The organism is Falsiroseomonas sp. E2-1-a4, from assembly GCF_051433165.1.
Lineage (GTDB): Bacteria > Pseudomonadota > Alphaproteobacteria > Acetobacterales > Acetobacteraceae > Falsiroseomonas.
The window spans coordinates 143,601-160,526 of record NZ_JBHMFS010000008.1; the positions used below are offsets into that span (position 1 = coordinate 143,601).

The 16,926-nt window shown below is 70.3% G+C and carries 14 protein-coding genes; all 14 read left to right on the forward strand.

The window, feature by feature from the left end:
• The first annotated feature begins 21 nt into the window (after window positions 1-21).
• The 14 genes from ACFHNC_RS11075 to ACFHNC_RS11140 all read left to right on the forward strand — a co-directional run bounded on the left by ACFHNC_RS11075 (window position 22) and on the right by ACFHNC_RS11140 (window position 16,914).
• Window positions 22-1,476, forward strand: coding sequence for a UDP-N-acetylmuramoyl-L-alanyl-D-glutamate--2,6-diaminopimelate ligase (locus tag ACFHNC_RS11075; RefSeq protein WP_437169339.1), 1,455 nt, complete (start codon window positions 22-24; stop codon window positions 1,474-1,476).
• A complete protein-coding gene (locus ACFHNC_RS11080; RefSeq protein WP_437169277.1) occupies window positions 1,473-2,843 on the forward strand; it encodes a UDP-N-acetylmuramoyl-tripeptide--D-alanyl-D-alanine ligase in 1,371 nt (456 codons plus the stop codon). The genes ACFHNC_RS11075 and ACFHNC_RS11080 overlap by 4 nt, the downstream gene beginning before the upstream one ends.
• Window positions 2,840-3,928: a phospho-N-acetylmuramoyl-pentapeptide-transferase gene (gene mraY, locus ACFHNC_RS11085; protein ID WP_437169278.1), complete on the forward strand. Its 1,089-nt coding sequence runs from the start codon at window positions 2,840-2,842 to the stop codon at window positions 3,926-3,928. The genes ACFHNC_RS11080 and mraY overlap by 4 nt, the downstream gene beginning before the upstream one ends.
• Window positions 3,925-5,304 carry a UDP-N-acetylmuramoyl-L-alanine--D-glutamate ligase gene (murD, locus tag ACFHNC_RS11090; RefSeq protein ID WP_437169279.1) on the forward strand — a complete coding sequence of 460 codons (1,380 nt, stop codon included), beginning with the start codon at window positions 3,925-3,927 and terminating at the stop codon, window positions 5,302-5,304. The genes mraY and murD overlap by 4 nt, the downstream gene beginning before the upstream one ends.
• Window positions 5,301-6,431, forward strand: coding sequence for an FtsW/RodA/SpoVE family cell cycle protein (locus ACFHNC_RS11095; RefSeq protein WP_437169280.1), 1,131 nt, complete (start codon window positions 5,301-5,303; stop codon window positions 6,429-6,431). The genes murD and ACFHNC_RS11095 overlap by 4 nt, the downstream gene beginning before the upstream one ends.
• Window positions 6,432-6,439: 8 nt before the next feature.
• Complete coding sequence (gene murG / locus ACFHNC_RS11100) at window positions 6,440-7,567, forward strand: undecaprenyldiphospho-muramoylpentapeptide beta-N-acetylglucosaminyltransferase (RefSeq protein WP_437169281.1); 1,128 nt, start codon at window positions 6,440-6,442, stop codon at window positions 7,565-7,567.
• 91 nt (window positions 7,568-7,658) lie between these two features.
• Window positions 7,659-9,101 (forward strand): UDP-N-acetylmuramate--L-alanine ligase, encoded by a 1,443-nt coding sequence (murC, locus tag ACFHNC_RS11105; RefSeq protein WP_437169282.1) that lies wholly within the window; start codon window positions 7,659-7,661, stop codon window positions 9,099-9,101.
• A gap of 14 nt (window positions 9,102-9,115) precedes the next feature.
• The gene (gene murB / locus ACFHNC_RS11110; protein WP_437169283.1) at window positions 9,116-10,015 is read left to right on the forward strand and encodes a UDP-N-acetylmuramate dehydrogenase; all 900 of its coding nucleotides are present in this window, start codon (window positions 9,116-9,118) and stop codon (window positions 10,013-10,015) included.
• On the forward strand, window positions 10,012-10,932 hold the full coding sequence (locus ACFHNC_RS11115; RefSeq protein ID WP_437169284.1) for a D-alanine--D-alanine ligase: 921 nt from the start codon (window positions 10,012-10,014) through the stop codon (window positions 10,930-10,932). Before murB ends, ACFHNC_RS11115 begins: the two co-directional genes overlap by 4 nt.
• Window positions 10,922-11,818, forward strand: coding sequence for a cell division protein FtsQ/DivIB (locus ACFHNC_RS11120; RefSeq protein ID WP_437169285.1), 897 nt, complete (start codon window positions 10,922-10,924; stop codon window positions 11,816-11,818). Before ACFHNC_RS11115 ends, ACFHNC_RS11120 begins: the two co-directional genes overlap by 11 nt.
• The gene (gene ftsA / locus ACFHNC_RS11125) at window positions 11,815-13,104 is read left to right on the forward strand and encodes a cell division protein FtsA (protein WP_437169286.1); all 1,290 of its coding nucleotides are present in this window, start codon (window positions 11,815-11,817) and stop codon (window positions 13,102-13,104) included. Before ACFHNC_RS11120 ends, ftsA begins: the two co-directional genes overlap by 4 nt.
• Window positions 13,105-13,178: 74 nt before the next feature.
• Window positions 13,179-14,714, forward strand: a complete 1,536-nt coding sequence (ftsZ, locus tag ACFHNC_RS11130; RefSeq protein ID WP_437169287.1) for a cell division protein FtsZ — start codon at window positions 13,179-13,181, stop codon at window positions 14,712-14,714.
• A gap of 258 nt (window positions 14,715-14,972) precedes the next feature.
• Window positions 14,973-15,920: a UDP-3-O-acyl-N-acetylglucosamine deacetylase gene (gene lpxC, locus ACFHNC_RS11135; RefSeq protein WP_437169288.1), complete on the forward strand. Its 948-nt coding sequence runs from the start codon at window positions 14,973-14,975 to the stop codon at window positions 15,918-15,920.
• Window positions 15,921-16,071: 151 nt separating this feature from the next.
• On the forward strand, window positions 16,072-16,914 hold the full coding sequence (locus tag ACFHNC_RS11140) for an outer membrane protein assembly factor BamD (protein WP_437169289.1): 843 nt from the start codon (window positions 16,072-16,074) through the stop codon (window positions 16,912-16,914).
• The last annotated feature ends 12 nt before the right edge of the window (window positions 16,915-16,926 follow it).

Consider the following 16,926-nt stretch of genomic DNA (forward strand, 5'->3'; position numbering starts at 1 on the left):
CTCGCGCGCCGCCTTGATGACCTGCTGCGCGCGATCCCCGAAATTTCCTGTCCCACCGGCACCTCGCCCGCGATCGGCGGGGTAACGGCGGATAGCCGCGCGGTCTCGCCGGGGGACCTGTTCGCCGCCCTGCCCGGCAGCCTGTCGGATGGCCGCCGCTTCATCGCCGAGGCCGTATCCCGCGGCGCCGCCGCCGTACTGGCGCCGAAGGGCACCGCCTGGCCGGAGGGCGTGGCGGTGCGACCGCTGCTGCATGCCGCAGATCCGCGCCGCGCGCTGGCGCTGCTCGCCGCCGCCTTCCACGCGGCGCAGCCGGATGTCGTGGTTGCCGTCACCGGCACCAACGGCAAGACCAGCAGCGTCGATTTCCTGCGCCAACTCTGGAGCCTGGATGGGCAGCGCGCCGCCTCGCTCGGCACGCTCGGGCTGCGCGCCGCGGGCTTTCCGGAAGGGCCTTCGCTGACCACGCCGGACCCGGTGGCGCTGCATGCGACGCTGGCGGCCCTCGCCCGCGCCGGCTTTGGCGCGGCGGCGCTGGAGGCATCCTCGCACGGGCTGGAGCAGCGGCGGCTGGATGGCGTGCGGCTGGCAGCCGCGGGCTTCACCAACCTGACGCGCGATCACCTGGACTACCACGGCGACATGGCGACCTACCGCGCCGCCAAGCTGCGGCTGTTCGACACGCTGCTGCCGCCCGGCGCCTGCGTCGTGGCCAATGCGGAAATGGAGGGCACAACGCGCAACGCGCTGCATTCCATCGCCGCCGCGCGCGGCCTGCGGCTGATGACGGTGGGCGAGAATGGGGAGGCGCTGCGCCTGGTGGCGCAGGCGGCGCTGCCGGAGGGGCAGGACCTGACCATCGAGGGTTTCGGGCTGCGCGAGCGCCTGCGCCTGGCCCTGCCCGGCCGTTTCCAGGCGGATAATGTGCTGATGGCGGCGGCGCTGGCCATTGGCACGGGCATGTCGCCGGAACGCGTCTTCGCATTGCTGCCGCAACTGCAGGGCGTGCGCGGGCGGATGGAGCTGGCCGCACGGCTGCCGAATGGCGCCGCCGTCTATGTCGACTACGCGCATACGCCGGATGCGCTCACGCGCCTGCTGCGGGCGCTGCGCGCGCATGTGGCGCCGGGCGGGCGGCTGCATGTGCTGTTCGGTGCCGGCGGCGACCGCGACCCAGGCAAGCGCCCCCTGATGGGCGCGGCCTGCGCGGCGGAGGCCGATTGCTGCTGGGTGACCGATGACAATCCGCGCAGCGAGGACCCAGCGCTGATCCGCGCCGCGGTGCTGGCCGCCTGCCCCGGCGGCATCGATGCGGGCGAGCGTGCCGGCGCCATCGCCCGGGCCGTGGCGGCGCTCGGCCCGGGCGATGTGCTGGCGGTGGCCGGCAAGGGGCATGAGAGTGGCCAGACCATCGGCGGCGTCACCCTGCCCTTCGATGATGTGGCCGCCGTGCGCGCAGCGGCGGGCCTGGCATGAGCGTGCTGTGGACCAGCGCCGCGCTGCGCGCCGCGACGGGCGGGACGCTGGCGGCTGAGGTGGCCGTCACCGGCGTGTCCATCGACAGCCGCAGCGTGGCGCCGGGCGACCTGTTCGTGGCGCTGCGCGATGTGCGGGATGGGCATGGCTTCGTGGCGGATGCGCTGGCGCGTGGCGCCGCGGCGGCGCTGGTGGACCATGTGCCGCATGGCGTCGCGCCCGATGCACCGCTGCTGCTGGTGACGGAGACGCTGGCAGGCCTACCCGCTCTGGGCGAAGCGGCGCGGGCGCGCAGCGATGCGCGGGTGGTCGGCGTGACCGGCAGCGTCGGCAAGACCACGACCAAGGAAATGCTGCGCGTGCTGCTCTCCGTGGCGGGCGCCACACATGCGGCGGTGGCCAGCTACAACAACCATTGGGGCGTGCCACTGACGCTCGCCCGCATGCCGCGCGACAGCGACTTTGCCATCATCGAGATGGGCATGAACCATCCGGGCGAGATCGCGCCGCTGGCGGCACTGGCTCAGCCGCATGTCGCGGTGATCACCAGCATCGCCGCCGCGCATCTCGGGCACATGGGCAGTCTGGAGGCCATTGCGCTGGAGAAGGCGGCCATCCTGTCCGGCCTGCTGCCGGGCGGCGTCGCCGTGCTGCCGGCCGACAGCGCCTTCCTGCCGCTGCTGCGGCAGGCTGCGGGTGCGGCGCGGGTGGTGACCTTCGGCGAGGGCGGCGATGCGCGCGCCATCGCGGTGCAGGCCGATGCGGAAGGCAGCCACGTGGAAGCCGAGATTCTGGGCACACGGCTGGAATTCCGCCTCGGCACGCCGGGCCTGCACATGGCCGGCAATGCGGTAGCCGCGCTGGCCGTGGTGGCGGCGCTGGGCGTGGATGTGGCGCGGGTGGCGAGCGCGCTGGAAGGCTTTCGCGCCTTGCAGGGCCGTGGCGACCGCCGCGCCATCGCCACGCCGGATGGTGGCCAGGCAACGCTGCTGGACGAGGCCTATAACGGCCAGCCGCCCTCGATGCGCGCGGCGCTGGCGCTGCTGAAGCTGTTGCCGGCGCGGCGTCGCGTGGCGGTGCTCGGGCAGATGGGCGAGCTGGGCGATTTCGCCCGGGACGAACATGCCGGCCTCGCGCCGCATATCGAAGACTCGGCGGATCTGGTCTTCGCCTGCGGGCCGATGATGCGCCATGCGTTGGCGGCGCTGCCATCCGCACGCATCGGCGCCTGGGCCGAGACCTCCGCCGAACTGGCCCCCCTTGTTGCCGCCGCGCTGCGCGATGGCGATGCCGTTCTTGTCAAAGGCAGTCTCGCGACGGGCATGAAGACCGTGGTGCAGGCGCTGCGCGAAAGCCCGACCGCATGATCTTCCATATCTTCGCACCGATGGCCGAGAATTTCGCGCTGTTCAACGTGGTGCGCTACGTCACCTTCCGCGCCGGCGCGGCCTGCATCACGGCGCTGGTCATCGCGCTGTTCTTCGGCCCGATGCTGATTCGCTGGCTGCGCGCCAAGCAGAATGGCGGCCAGCCGATCCGCGAGGATGGGCCGGCCAGCCATCTGCTGACCAAGAAGGGCACGCCCACCATGGGCGGCATGCTGATATTGCTGGCCCTGACTGGCTCCACCCTGCTGTGGGCCGATCTCCGCAACGGCTTCGTCTGGTGCGTGCTGATGGTGACGCTGGGCTATGGCGCGCTGGGCTTCGCCGATGACTGGCTGAAGGTGACCAAGCGCAACACCAAGGGCGTTTCCGGCCGGACCAAGCTGATCGCCCAGGCGGTGATCGGCCTGGTCGCCGCGGTGTGGCTGAGCTCCCTGATGCCGGAGGCGCTGGCCGACAAGCTGGCGCTGCCGGTGTTCAAGGAATTGCTGATCCCGCTCGGCTTCGCCTTCCCGATCCTGGCCATGCTGGTGATGATGGGCGCGTCCAACGCGGTGAACCTGACGGACGGGCTGGACGGGCTCGCGATCGTGCCGGTGATGATCGCGGCCGGCGTCTTCGCGCTGATCGCCTACCTCGTCGGCAACCGCATTTTTGCGGATCATCTGCAGCTTCACGCCGTGGCGGGGTCCGGCGAGCTGGCGGTGTTCTGCTCCGCGCTGATCGGCGCCAGCCTCGGCTTCCTGTGGTTCAACGCGCCGCCGGCGGCGGTGTTCATGGGCGATACCGGGTCGCTGGCGCTGGGCGGCGCGCTCGGCGCGGTGGCGGTCGCCACCAAGCATGAGATCGTGCTGGCGATCGTCGGCGGATTGTTCGTGGTGGAGACGCTGTCCGTCATCATCCAGGTGGTCTGGTTCAAGCGCACCGGCCAGCGAGTCTTCCTGATGGCGCCGCTGCACCACCATTTCGAGAAGAAGGGCTGGGCCGAGCCCACCATCGTGATCCGCTTCTGGATCATCGCCATGATCCTCGGACTCATCGGCCTTTCGACGCTGAAGCTGCGATGAGCGGGTTCGCCCCCTTCGCCGGTCAACGCATCGCCGTGGTCGGGCTCGGCCGTGCCGGGCTGCCGGCGGCCGCGCGGCTGCGCGAATGGGGGGCGGAAGTCACCTGCTGGGATGATGGCGCCGCGGCGCGCCTGGCGGCGGAAGCGGCGGGCTTCGCGCTGCGCGATCCGTCCCAGGGGAGCTTCACGGCGGATGCGCTGCTGCTTTCACCCGGCATCCCGCACAGCCTGCCGCAGCCGCACCCGGCCGCTGCGGCAGCGCAGGCAGCCGGCGTGCCGATCCTGTGCGATGTGGAATTCCTGTTCCGCGCGGTGCGCGCCAGCGGCAGCCAGGCGGCGTTTCTCGGCATCACCGGCACCAATGGCAAGTCCACCACCACCGCCCTGCTGCACCACATCCTGCTGGGTGCGGGACGGGTTTCGGAGGTGGGGGGGAATCTCGGCCCGGCGGCACTCGGACTCAACATGTTGGGGTCGGAGGGTGCCTACACCCTCGAAATGTCGAGCTATAGCTTGGAGCGAATCGCGTCCGTCGGCTTCAAGGTTGGTGTGATGTTGAACCTGAGCCCCGACCACCTCGACCGTCATGGAAGCATGGCCGGCTATGCTGCTGCGAAGATGAATATCTTCGCGCGGCAAGGCCGTGAGGACTTCGCCGTGCTCGGTCAGGACGATGAATTGTCCACAGCAATGGCCGCTGGACTGGTCGCGAAAATGATCCCGATCTCCGGATCCCACGCGGTTCGGGGGGGCATCTGGGCGGAGGCGCACAGTCTGCGCGATGCGCAGGGCGAGATCGCCGATCTGCGCGAGGCCCCTGCCCTGCCCGGCGCACACAACGCGCAGAACGCCGCCGCGGCGGCCGCGGTCGCGCTGGCACTCGGCCTGACGCGGGATGATGTGGCGCGCAGGTTGCGCAGCTTCGGCGGCCTGCCGCATCGGCAGGAGCAGGTTGGGCAGATCGGCGCGCTGCGCTTCATCAATGACAGCAAGGCAACCAACGCGGAAAGCGCGGCCCGCGCCCTCGCCTCCTATGACCGTGTCGTCTGGATCGCCGGTGGTACCGGCAAGGAGGGCGGCATCGAGAGCCTGGTGCCGCATTTCTCGCGCATCGCACGCGCCATCCTGATCGGCCGCGACGGCCCCGCCTTCGCCGCGACGCTGGCCGCCCATGGCGTGGCGCATGAGGTGGCGGAGACGCTGGAGGCCGCGGTGCCGGCCGCCACCGCCGCCGCCCGCGCCAGCGGCACGCAGGTGGTGCTGCTGTCCCCCGCCGCGGCGTCCTGGGACCAGTTCACCGGCTTCGACGCGCGCGGCGACCAGTTTCGCGCGCTGGTGCAGGCGATGGCGTCCACGGATCAGGGGCGGGCGGCATGATGCAGGTCTCTCGCGCCGATACCTCCACGGTCGGCCGCTGGTGGTGGACGGTCGATCGCTGGACGCTGGCGGCGCTGCTGACGCTGATCGGCTTCGGCTATGTCATGATGCTGGCGGCCAGCCCCGCGGTGGCGGAGCGCATCGGCGCGGCATCGCGCAACATGTTCTTCATCCGGCAGATCGCCTATCTGGCGCTGGCCGCCAGCGTGATGGTGCTGGTCTCCATGCTCACGGTGAAGCAGGTTCGGCTGCTGGCCTGGCTTGGGCTGGGTGGCGCCCTGGTGATGGTGGCGGCAACCCTGGTGGTGGGCGCCGAGATCAAGGGCGCGCGGCGCTGGATTTCGCTGCCCGGCATCGGATCCTTGCAGCCCTCGGAATTCCTCAAGCCCAGCTTCGCGGTGGTGGCGGCCTGGCTGATCACGGAGGGCAAGCTGAACCGCCGGCATGGCGCGACGGTGCTGGCGGTGCTGCTATTCATCGCCAGCGCAGTGCTGCTGCAGCGCCAGCCGGATATCGGCATGCTGCTGGTGGTGGCCGCGGTGTTCTTCGCGCAGTTCTTCGTCGCCGGGCTGAACATGATGGTCGTGATCGTCGCCGCGGCCGGTGGCGTGGCGGCGGCGGTCGGCGCCTATTTCGCCTTCCCGCATGTGCAGTCTCGCGTGCAGCGCTTCCTGGACCCGGAGGCGGATAACTACCAGGCGGAAGTGGCGCTGGAGGCCTTCGGCAATGGCGGGCTGCTCGGCCGCGGCCCCGGCGAGGGGCGCATCAAGAATGTGCTGCCGGACGCGCATGCCGACTTCGTCTTCGCCGTGGCGGGCGAGGAGTTCGGGCTGGTGGTGTGCTTGGTCATCCTGGCGCTGTTCGCCTTCGTCGTGGTGCGCGGGCTGGTGCGGCTGCTGGGCGAGACCGATCTGTTCGTGGTGCTGGCCTGTGCCGGGCTGCTGACCCAGTTCGGGCTGCAGAGCTTCATCAACATGGCCTCCACCCTGCACCTGATTCCGACCAAGGGCATGACGCTGCCCTTCGTGTCCTATGGCGGGTCTTCCGTGGTCGCCATCGCCCTCGGGATGGGAATGCTGCTGGCGCTGACGCGCCGCCGCCTGTCCCGGACCGAGGAAGATCGATGAGGGGCCCGATGGCACGCCCGATCGTCATCGCCGCCGGCGGCACCGGGGGGCATCTGTTTCCGGCGGAAGCGTTGGCGGCGGAGCTGGTTGCGCGCGGCGAACGCATCGCGCTGATGACGGATGCGCGCAGCGCCGCCTTCGAAAGCCCGGCCTTCGGCAATGCGGAACGCTTCGTGCTGAAGGGCTCGGGCCTGGCCGGTCGCGGGTTGCGCGGCGCGGTGCTGGGGGCCTTGGCGCTGGCCGCCGGCACCATCGAGGCACGGCGCATCCTGACGCGGCTGGATGCGGCCGCGGTGGTGGGCTTCGGCGGTTATCCCTCGGTCCCGCCGCTGCTCGCGGCCCGCACCCTGCCGCGGGCGACCCGGCCGGCCATGGCGTTGCATGAACAGAATGGCGTGCTCGGCCGCGCCAACCGGCTGCTCGCACCGGGGGCGGATCTGCTGGCGCTGTCGGCGGCGGATACGGCGCGGGTGCCGTCCTCCGCGCATGTCGAGGTGGTTGGCAACCCGGTGCGGCCGGCGCTGGCAGCGCTGGCGGGCCAGGAATTCGTGGCGCCGGGCGAGGATGGTGTGATCCGGCTGCTGGTGCTCGGGGGCAGCCTGGGCGCGCGCATCTTCGCCGATGTGGTGCCGGGCGCCGTGGCGCTGCTGCCGGAAGGGTTGCGCCAGCGCCTGGTGGTGACGCAGCAGACGCGGGCGGAAGATCTGCCGCGGGTCGAGGCTGCGTATCGGGAAGCGGGCGTGCCGGCGGATCTGTCGCCCTTCTTCGGCGACATCGCGGTGCGGCTGGCGATGGCGCATCTGGTGGTGGCGCGCGCCGGTGCCTCCACCGTGGCGGAACTGGCCTGCGCCGGGCGGCCTTCGGTGCTGGTGCCGCTGCCGCAGGCGATCGATGACCATCAGAACGCCAATGCGCAGTTGCTGGAAGGCGCCGGCGCGGCCTGGATCATGAAGCAGCCCGGCTTCACGCCGGAAGCGCTGGCCCGGCAGATGCAGGCGATGTTCACCACCCCCGCCGTGCTGGCCCGCGCCGCCGCGGCCGCCGCCACGCTGGCGCGCCCGGATGCGGCGCGCAGGCTGGCGGATCTTGTGCAGAAACTGACCTATCGCGGTGTCGCGATGCTGGAGACCCGCTGATGCGTGCGCTGCCCCTTTCCATCGGGCCGATTCACTGCGTGGGCCTTGCCCGCCGAACTGTTGCGCGGCTCTTTGCGGCGGGGAGCCGCTGATGCGCGCGCTGCCTCTCAACATTGGGCCCATCCACTTCGTCGGCATCGGCGGCATCGGCATGTCCGGCATCGCGGAGGTGCTGCACAATCTCGGCTATTCCGTGCAGGGCAGCGATATCGCGGAGGGCTACAACGTCACCCGCCTGCGCGCATCCGGCATTCCGGTGATGGTCGGGCATGACGCGGCCAATCTCGGCACGGCGCAGGTTGTTGTCACTTCCACGGCGGTGAAGAAGGACAATCCGGAAGTGCAGGCCGCACGCGCGCGGCTGGTGCCGGTGGTGCGGCGGGCGGAAATGCTGGCGGAGCTGATGCGGCTGAAATGGGCGATCGCCATCGGCGGCACCCATGGCAAGACCACCACCACCAGCCTGGTCGCCTGCGTGCTGGAAGCCGCGAAGCTCGACCCCACCGTTATCAATGGCGGCATCATCAACGCCTATGGCACCAATGCGCGCCTCGGTTCCGGTGACTGGATGGTGGTGGAGGCGGATGAGAGCGACGGGTCCTTCCTGAAGCTGCCCGCCGTCTGCGCCGTGGTCACCAACATGGACCCGGAACATCTGGACCATTGGGGCACCGAGGAGGCGATGAAAGAGGGCTACGCCCAGTTCGTCGGCAACATCCCCTTCTACGGTTTCGCGGTGCTGTGCGCCGATCACCCCGAGGTGCAGGCGATGATCCCGCGCCTGTCCGATCGCCGCATCATCACCTACGGCTTCTCGCCGCAGGCCGATGTGCGCGCGGAGAAGATGATCACGGACCGCATGGGCGCGACCTTCGAGGTGGCGGTGCGGGACCGCGCGACCGGCCGCAGCCGCACGCTGAAGCCGATGCGCCTGCCGATGCTGGGCAGCCACAACGTCCAGAACGCCATGGCCGCCATCGCCATCGGGCTGGAGATGGATATCGACGAGGCCACCATCCGCACCGCGCTGATGGGCTTCAAGGGCGTGAAGCGCCGCTTCACCCGCACCGGCGATGCCGGTGGCATCACGGTGATCGACGATTACGGCCACCATCCAGTGGAGATCGCGGCGGTGCTGAAGGCAGCGCGGCAGGCCGGTGCGCGGGATGTGGTGGCGGTGGTACAGCCGCACCGCTATTCGCGCCTCGCCTCGCTATTCGAGGATTTTTGTACCTGCATGAACGATGCGGGCACGGTGATCGTGGCGGATGTGTATGCGGCGGGTGAGCAGCCGATGCCGGGCTATGACCGGGATGCGTTGGTCGAGGGCCTGCGCGCGCGCGGGCATCGCAGCGTGGTGCCGCTGCCCGGGCCGGACAGCCTGGCGGAGATGGTGAACGCCATCGCCAAATCGGGCGACTACGTCGTGTGCCTCGGCGCCGGCACCATCACCACCTGGGCGCATGCGCTGCCGGAACAGTTGCTGGCGCTGCAATCCCGCACCCGGCCGCGGCTGGCCGGGGGCCAGAAGTGACGGCGCCGCGCGACATGGCCCCGCACGCCACCCTGCCGCCGCTGCGTGGGCGCGTGACGCCGGATGCGCCGCTGGCGGCCTTCACCTGGTTCCGCGTCGGCGGCCCGGCGGAATGGCTGGTGCGGCCGGCGGATGTGGACGACCTGCTGCTGCTGCTGCGCGACCTGCCGGAGACGGTGCCGCTGACAGTGGTGGGTGCGGCGTCGAACCTCATCATCCGCGATGGCGGCGTGCGCGGTGTGGTGCTGCGTCTTGGTGGGCGCGGGTTTGGCGAAGTGGTGGTCGAGGCGGACGGCATCATCGCCGGCGCCGCGGCGCTGGATGCGGTGGTGGCCGAACATGCGGCGGCCGCAGGCCTCGCCAGGCTGGAGTTCCTGTCGGGCATTCCGGGCAGCATCGGCGGTGCCGTCGCGATGAATGCCGGCGCCTATGGGCGCGAAGTGGTAGATGCGCTGGATTGGGCCGAGGTGGCGACACCCGAAGGCCTGCTGCGCATGACCTCGGCCGATCTGCATTTCGCCTATCGCCGCGCCACGCTGCCCGTGCGCGGCGTGGTGGTGCGCGCGCGGTTCCGCGCCCAGCCCGGCGATGCCGCGACAATCACGGCCGAGATCGCAAAAATCCGCACAGCGCGGGAGGCTTCGCAGCCTGTCCGCGCCCGCACCGGCGGCTCCACCTTCAAGAATCCGCCCGGCCACAAAGCCTGGGCGCTGGTCGATGCGGCGGGGTGCCGCGGCCTGGTGCGCGGCGGCGCGCAGGTCTCGGAGCTGCACACGAATTTCCTGCTCAACACGGGGGGCGCCACGGCGGCCGATCTCGAGGGGCTGGGCGAGGAGGTCCGGGCGCGGGTGCTGGCGAACTCCGGCATCAGCCTGGAATGGGAAATCAAGCGCATCGGCGAGGTGGCGGCATGATCAGCGTATCCGTGCTGTTCGGCGGCGTCTCCGCGGAACGCGAGGTCAGCCTCGCCACCGGCCAGCAGGTTGTGGCGGCGCTTCGCGTCGCGGGGTTCGAGGTGACGCCGATCGAGGTCGGCGGCGATCTCGGCGCCGTCATCGGTGCGCTGCAATCCGCCAGGCCCGATGTGGTGTTCAACGCGCTGCATGGCCGCTACGGCGAGGATGGCTGCATCCAGGGCGTGCTGGACTGGATGGGCCTGCCCTACACCCATTCAGGTGTCCGCGCCTCCGCCGTCGCCATGGACAAGTCGGCCGCCAAGGCGGTGTTCCTCGCGGCCGGGCTGCCGGTGGCGGAAAGCCGGCTGGTGACGCCGGAGGAGTTGGAGGCGGCGGACCCGCTGCCGCTGCCCTATGTGGTCAAGCCGGTGAATGAAGGCTCCTCCGTCGGCGTCGAGATTTTCCGCGAGGGCAACAACCGCCGCGCGGACGTGGCGCGAGCCTGGAAGTTCGACAAACGCATCATGGCGGAGGCCTTCATCCCCGGGCGCGAGCTGACCGTTGCCGTGATGGGCGACCGCGCGCTGGAGGTGACGGAGATCGACACCGGCCACGTCTTCTACGATTACGAAGCCAAATACGCCGATGGCGGCAGCCGCCACACTCTGCCCGCGCCGGTGCATCCCGAAACCCGTGCGCTGGCCATGGACATCGCGCTGCGGGCGCATCAGGCGCTGGGCTGCCGCGGCGTCTCCCGCGCCGACCTCCGCTACGACGACAGCGCCGGTGAACCCGGGCGCCTGGTGCTGCTGGAAGTGAATACCCAGCCGGGCATGACGCGCACCTCGCTGGTGCCGGAACAAGCCGCGCATGTCGGCATCGGTTTTCCGGAGCTGTGTGCCTGGATGGTACGGGAGGCACGTCATGGCCCGTGAACCGATGGCGGCGCGCCGCGCGCCGGTGCGCACCGCGCCACGCAAGGACCCCGACCGGCCAAGCCGCCTGCGGCTGTGGCTGAAGCGGCGCCGCGGGCTGTTGCGGCCGGCGGCGCTGTGGCTGATCGGCTTCGGGTTGCTCGGCGCCAGCGGCTACGCCGTCTATGCCGTGGACCCGGCCGGGCGCGTGCGCGCGGTGGTGGAGAATGCCGCGGAACTCGGCCTCGCCGCCGGGCTGGAAGTGGCGGAGGTTGTGGTGGAAGGCCGGGAGAATACGCCGCCCGACCTGATCCGGGGCGCCATCGGCGCGGAGCTGGGCGACCCCATGCTCGGCTTCTCGCCGAATGAGGCGCGGGAACGGCTGGAGACGATTGCCTGGGTCAAGGCCGCCCATGTGGAACGCCGCCTGCCGGGCACCATCCTGGTGCGGCTGACGGAACGCGAACCCTTCGCCATCTGGCAGCATCAGGGCCGTTTCGCGGTGATCGACCGCGCCGGGCTGGTGGTGGAGACGGAGACGCTGGACGCCTTCGGCCCGCTGCCGCTGGTGGTGGGCGCGGGCGCCGAAAAGCACGCCGCGGCGCTGTATGATCTGCTGCTGGCGCATCGCAACATCCTGGCGCGCACCCAGGCGCTGGTGCGCGTCGGCGAACGGCGCTGGAACCTGCGCCTGCACAGCGGCACGGATGTGCTGCTGCCGGAGGGGCATGAAGCGCCGGCGCTGAACCGGCTTTCGGAACTGCACTCGCGCAACGCACTGCTCGACCGGCCGCTGGTCGCCGTGGATATGCGCCTGCCGGACCGGCTGGTGGTGCGGCAGCAGCCGTTGGCGGAACAGCCCGTGGCGCCGGCGCGCCGCAATGCGACAAGGAGCACGCGCGGATGAACGCGCTGTCCCGCCTGCCCATCGGCGTGGAGCCGCCCAGCGAACGCCGCCGCCGCGGTGCGCGCAGCGGCGTGTTCGGCGTGCTCGATATCGGCACCACCAAGGTGGTCTGCCTGATCGCGCGCATCGAAGGCGATGGCGAACCGCGCGTGCTCGGCTTCGGCTGGCAGCGCGGCCGCGGCGTGAAGGGCGGTTCGATCATCGACCTGGAGGAAGCGGAACGTGCGGTGCGCGCCGCCGTCGGCCAGGCGGAGGAGATGGCGGACACGCAGCTCTCTGGCGCCATCGTCAACCTGTCCTGCGGTCAGCCGGATTCGCGGCTGGTGCATGTGCAGTGGCCGATCGGCGGCCGCGCGGTGACGGAGCAGGATCTGCGCGCCATCCTTACCGAAGGCCGCCGCCGCGGCACGGAAGACGGGCGGGAGACGGTGCATGGCTCCCCGGTATCCTTCACCGTGGATGCGACGCCCGGTGTCGAGGACCCGCGCGGCATGGTCTGCGACACGCTCGGCGCGCGGGTGCATCTGGTGGATGCGTCGCAGGCCGCCTTGCGAAACCTGGGCGCCTGCCTGGCGCGCTGCGACCTGGAGGTGGAGGAGCTGGTCTCCTCCCCGCTGGCCGCTGGCCTCGCCACGTTGGTGGAGGATGAGAAGCGCATCGGCTGCACCGTCATCGACATGGGCGGCGGTACTACCTCCCTCGCCGTGTTCAGCGAGGGGCAGTTGATCCACACCGCGCAGATTCCGGTCGGCGGCTGGCAGGTGACGAATGACCTGGCGCGCGTGTTGTCCACGCCCATCAACCACGCCGAACGCCTCAAGACGCTGCATGGCGGCGCCATGGGCGCGGCGGATGATGAGCGTGAGATGCTGCCCGTGCCGCTGGTCGGCGAGGATGAAGACCACATCGCCCGCGTGCCGCGCGCGATGATCGTCAACATCATCCGGCCGCGGCTGGAAGAAACCTTCGAATTCGTGCGCGAGCGGCTGGAAGCCGCAGGCGTCGCCAAGGAGGCCGGCACCCGCGTGGTGCTGACCGGCGGCGCCAGCCAGTTGATCGGCGCGCGTGAACTGGCGGCCCGCGTGCTGGACCGCCAGGTGCGGATCGGTCGCCCACGCAGCGTGCGTGGCCTGCCGGAAACCGCCGGCGGCCCGCCCTTCGCGGCCGCCATCGGGCTGCTCGCCTGGGGCGCCGGCGAAGGCCGGCCGCTGATCGACATCCTCCCCGGCACGGACCGGCATGGCCGGCTGCGCCGCTTCATCGAATGGCTACGGGTGCGAGTCTGATGCGCCCCGCTTCCCCTCACACTCCTCCTCTACGGCCTGACGCAAGGCTGAGCTTTCCAGGAAAGGCCCCGTTCATGACCCTCAACCTGACGATCCCGAACCAGCAGCACACCGATTTCAGCCCGCGCATCACCGTGGTGGGCGTCGGCGGCGGCGGCACCAATGCGGTGAACAACATGGTCACCATGGGTCTCGAGGGTGTCGAGTTCCTGGTCGCCAACACCGATGCGCAGTCTCTCCAGCACAGCAAGGCGGATCGCCGCGTGCAGCTCGGCTCCTACCTGACGCAGGGCCTGGGCGCCGGTGCCAAGCCGGAAATCGGCCGTGGCGCGGCGGAGGAAGCGGAGACCGAATTGGCGCGCCACCTGGAAGGCAGCCACATGGTCTTCGTCACCGCCGGCATGGGCGGCGGCACCGGCACCGGCGCGGCGCCGGTCATCGCCCGCATGGCGCGCGAGCGCGGCATCCTGACCGTCGGCGTGGTGACCAAGCCCTTCGACTTCGAGGGGCCGAAGCGCCGCAAGGCGGCCGATGCGGGCATCGAGGAACTGCAGCAATTCGTCGACACGCTGATCGTCATCCCGAACCAGAATCTTTTTCGACTCGCCAATGAGCGGACCACTTTTGCGGAAGCGTTCCGCATGGCGGACAACGTTCTGTACATGGGCGTGCGCGGCGTGACGGACCTGATGGTCAATCCGGGCCTGGTGAATCTCGACTTCGCCGATATCCGCACCGTGATGGCGGAGATGGGCAAGGCGATGATGGGCACGGGCGAGGCCGAGGGCGAAGGCCGCGCGGTGAAGGCCTCCGAGGAAGCGATCAGCAACCCGCTGCTGGAGGATACCTCCATGCACGGCGCGCGCGGCGTGCTGATCAACATCACCGGCGGCCTGGATATGACTTTGTTCGAGGTGGACGAGGCGGCCAACCGCATCCGCAAGGAGGTGGATGAGGAAGCCAATGTGATCTTCGGCTCCTCGGTCGATGAAAGCATGAACGGCCGCATCCGCGTCTCCGTCGTCGCCACCGGCATCGATGCGCGTGAGGCGCGGGAAGCCGAGCGGCCGAAGCTGGTCGCGGTGGGCGGCGGCGGCATGCTGCAGGCAGTGGGCAGCCACCAGGTGCCGCAGGGGCCGGTGCATGGCCAGGCGCCGCAGCCCGGCCTGCGGGCGCCGGCCGGCTTTACGCCGCGCGTCGCGGCCCAGCCGCAGCAGCCCCAGCATCCGGGTGGCGCGATGCGCCCGGCGCAGACCTATGCGGCACCGCAGCCGCTGCACCAGGCGCCGCAGCCCGCCGCCCCGATGGCCGAAGCCGCGCAGATGGCGGAAGCGCCGGTGAGCATGGCGCCGCAGGCCGAACCCGGGCTGCGGGCGCCGGCTGGCACCCGCCCGGTGGCGCCGATGCCGCAGCCGCAGCCGACCGGCGGGCTGAACAACCTGTTCCGCCGCGCCACCGGCCTGATGCGTCGCGACGTGCCGGAGGCGCCGGTGCAGCCCCAGCAGCAGCCGCGCATGGAGCCGGCGGCAGCACGGCCGGTGGCGGCGCCGGCGCAGCAGGATGAGATGGGTCTCGACATCCCGACCTTCCTGCGCCGCCAGAGCAACTGAGGCGAATAGGGCAAAAATAGGGCCATATCGCGTCGCAATATTTAAGTAATTTCAATGGCTTGCGACGTAATATGGAGAAACAAGGCTTGAATGGCGTGTCCCCGGGGAAAATGGCACTAAGCCCCTGGGCCGCCGCGTTTGGCAGCCCATCCTGATCGGCGAGGCCCGGGACACCGGGCGACCCATCGGGATCACGTCCGGGTGATAGGCCGCTTGGTGCGGTCGCGGCACAGGGCGGGTCAGGGACGCAAGGCGCACATGGACGGTTTCCTCCCGATCGATCGGAGACGGCGCAAGACGCTGAAGACGGCGATCGGCTGCGTCGGCGTCGGCCTGCATAGCGGGCGCCGCGTGACGCTGACGCTGCGGCCCGCCACTTCCGGCACCGGCATCCTGTTTCGTCGCACCGATCTTGGCATCGATATTCCCGCCCGCTTCGACCGCGTGGTGGATACGCGGCTCTGCACCGCGCTCGTCGCCGAAGGTGCGCCGCAGGCCCGTATCGGCACGGTGGAGCATGTGATGGCGGCGCTGGCCGGCAGCGGCATCACCGATGCGGTGGTGGATCTGGACGGCCCCGAAGTGCCGATCATGGACGGCTCCGCCGCGCCCTTCCTGTTCCTGATCGATTGCGCCGGCACCACCAGCCTGGACGCCCCCGCCCCGGTGATCGAGGTTCTGCGTCGCGTCCGGGTGGAAGAAGGTGAGGCCTTCGCCGAATTGCTTCCGGCCCAGATCCCGGGCTTCGAAGCGACGATGCAGATCGATTTCCCCGCCACCGCCATCGGCAGCCAGCAGGTCAGCCTGCGCCTGTCCCCGGCCGCCTTCCGCGCCGGCGTGGCGGATGCCCGCACCTTCACCCTGGCCGAGGACATCGCGCGCCTGCGCGCCGCCGGCCTAGCCCAGGGCGGCAGCCTGGACAATGCCATCGTGGTGGACGGCCCGCTGGTGCTGAACCCGGGCGGCCTGCGCCGGCCGGATGAATTCGTGCGGCACAAGCTGCTGGATGTGGTGGGCGACCTGGCCCTGGCCGGGGCTGCGCTGTCCGCGCGCTTCATCGGCCACCGCTCCGGCCATGCGCTGAACAACCAGCTGCTGCGGGCGCTGTTCGCGGACCATGGCGCCTGGCGGATGGTGGATGGTGATCTGCCGATGGACGGAGTCGCAACCCGGCTGCCCGCCGCCGCCGCCCCGGCCGTGGCCTGAAGCCGGCCTTCCTGCCCCTCGGAAAGCAGGGTGAAGTGACAGGCCGCGCGCTTTGCCATAGATCAGCATCAGACACACGGCGGCGACCCATGCCTTGCCGTGACCATGCCGTGGCATGGTATAGGGAAGCCCCATGCCTGACCGGTGCGCGATGCTTCGACGCCTTCTGCCCCTGATCCTCATCCTGCCCATGGCCGCCTGTTCGGCCTGGGACGGGCGCATGAACTCGCTCGGTTCGCCGCGCGCCAGCACGCCTGGCGCCAGCGGCCAGGACAGCTCCGCCGAAGGGCTCTACGCTCAGGGCATGGAAGCCCTGACCGCGGAACGCTATCAGCGCGCGGTCGAACTGTTCGACATGGTGGAGCGTGAGCACCCCTATTCGACCTTCGCCACCAACGCGAAGCTGATGTCCGCCTATGGCGAGTACATGCGGAACCGCTACACGGAGGCGCTCGGCGCGCTGGACCGCTTCATCCAGCTGCATCCGGCGCATCGTGACATCGCCTATGCCTATTACCTGCGGGCGCTGAGCTATTACGAGCAGATCAACGACATCCAGCGCGACCAGCGGACCACGGAACTGGCCATGGCGGCGCTGCAGGATGTCTCGAACCGCTTCCCCAACACGCCCTATGCGCGCGATGCGCGGCTGAAAATGGACCTGGCGCGGGACCATCTGGCGGGGCGGGAGATGACGATCGGCCGCTTCTACCAGACGCGCCGCCTGCACACCGCCGCCATCGGCCGCTTCCGCCGGGTGGTGGATGAATACCAGACCACCAACCACGTACCGGAGGCGCTGCACCGCCTGACCGAGCTGTACCTGACCATGGGCCTGGTGGATGAGGCGCGGCGTACGGCTGCCGTGCTCGGCCACAACTACCCCGGCAGCCCCTGGTACCAGGACAGCTACGCGCTGCTGGTGGATGGCGCGGAGGGTACCGAATCGAACCGGCCCGGCTTCGTCCGCCGCGTGGTCGGGTCCATCTTCTGACGCCGCGCGCGC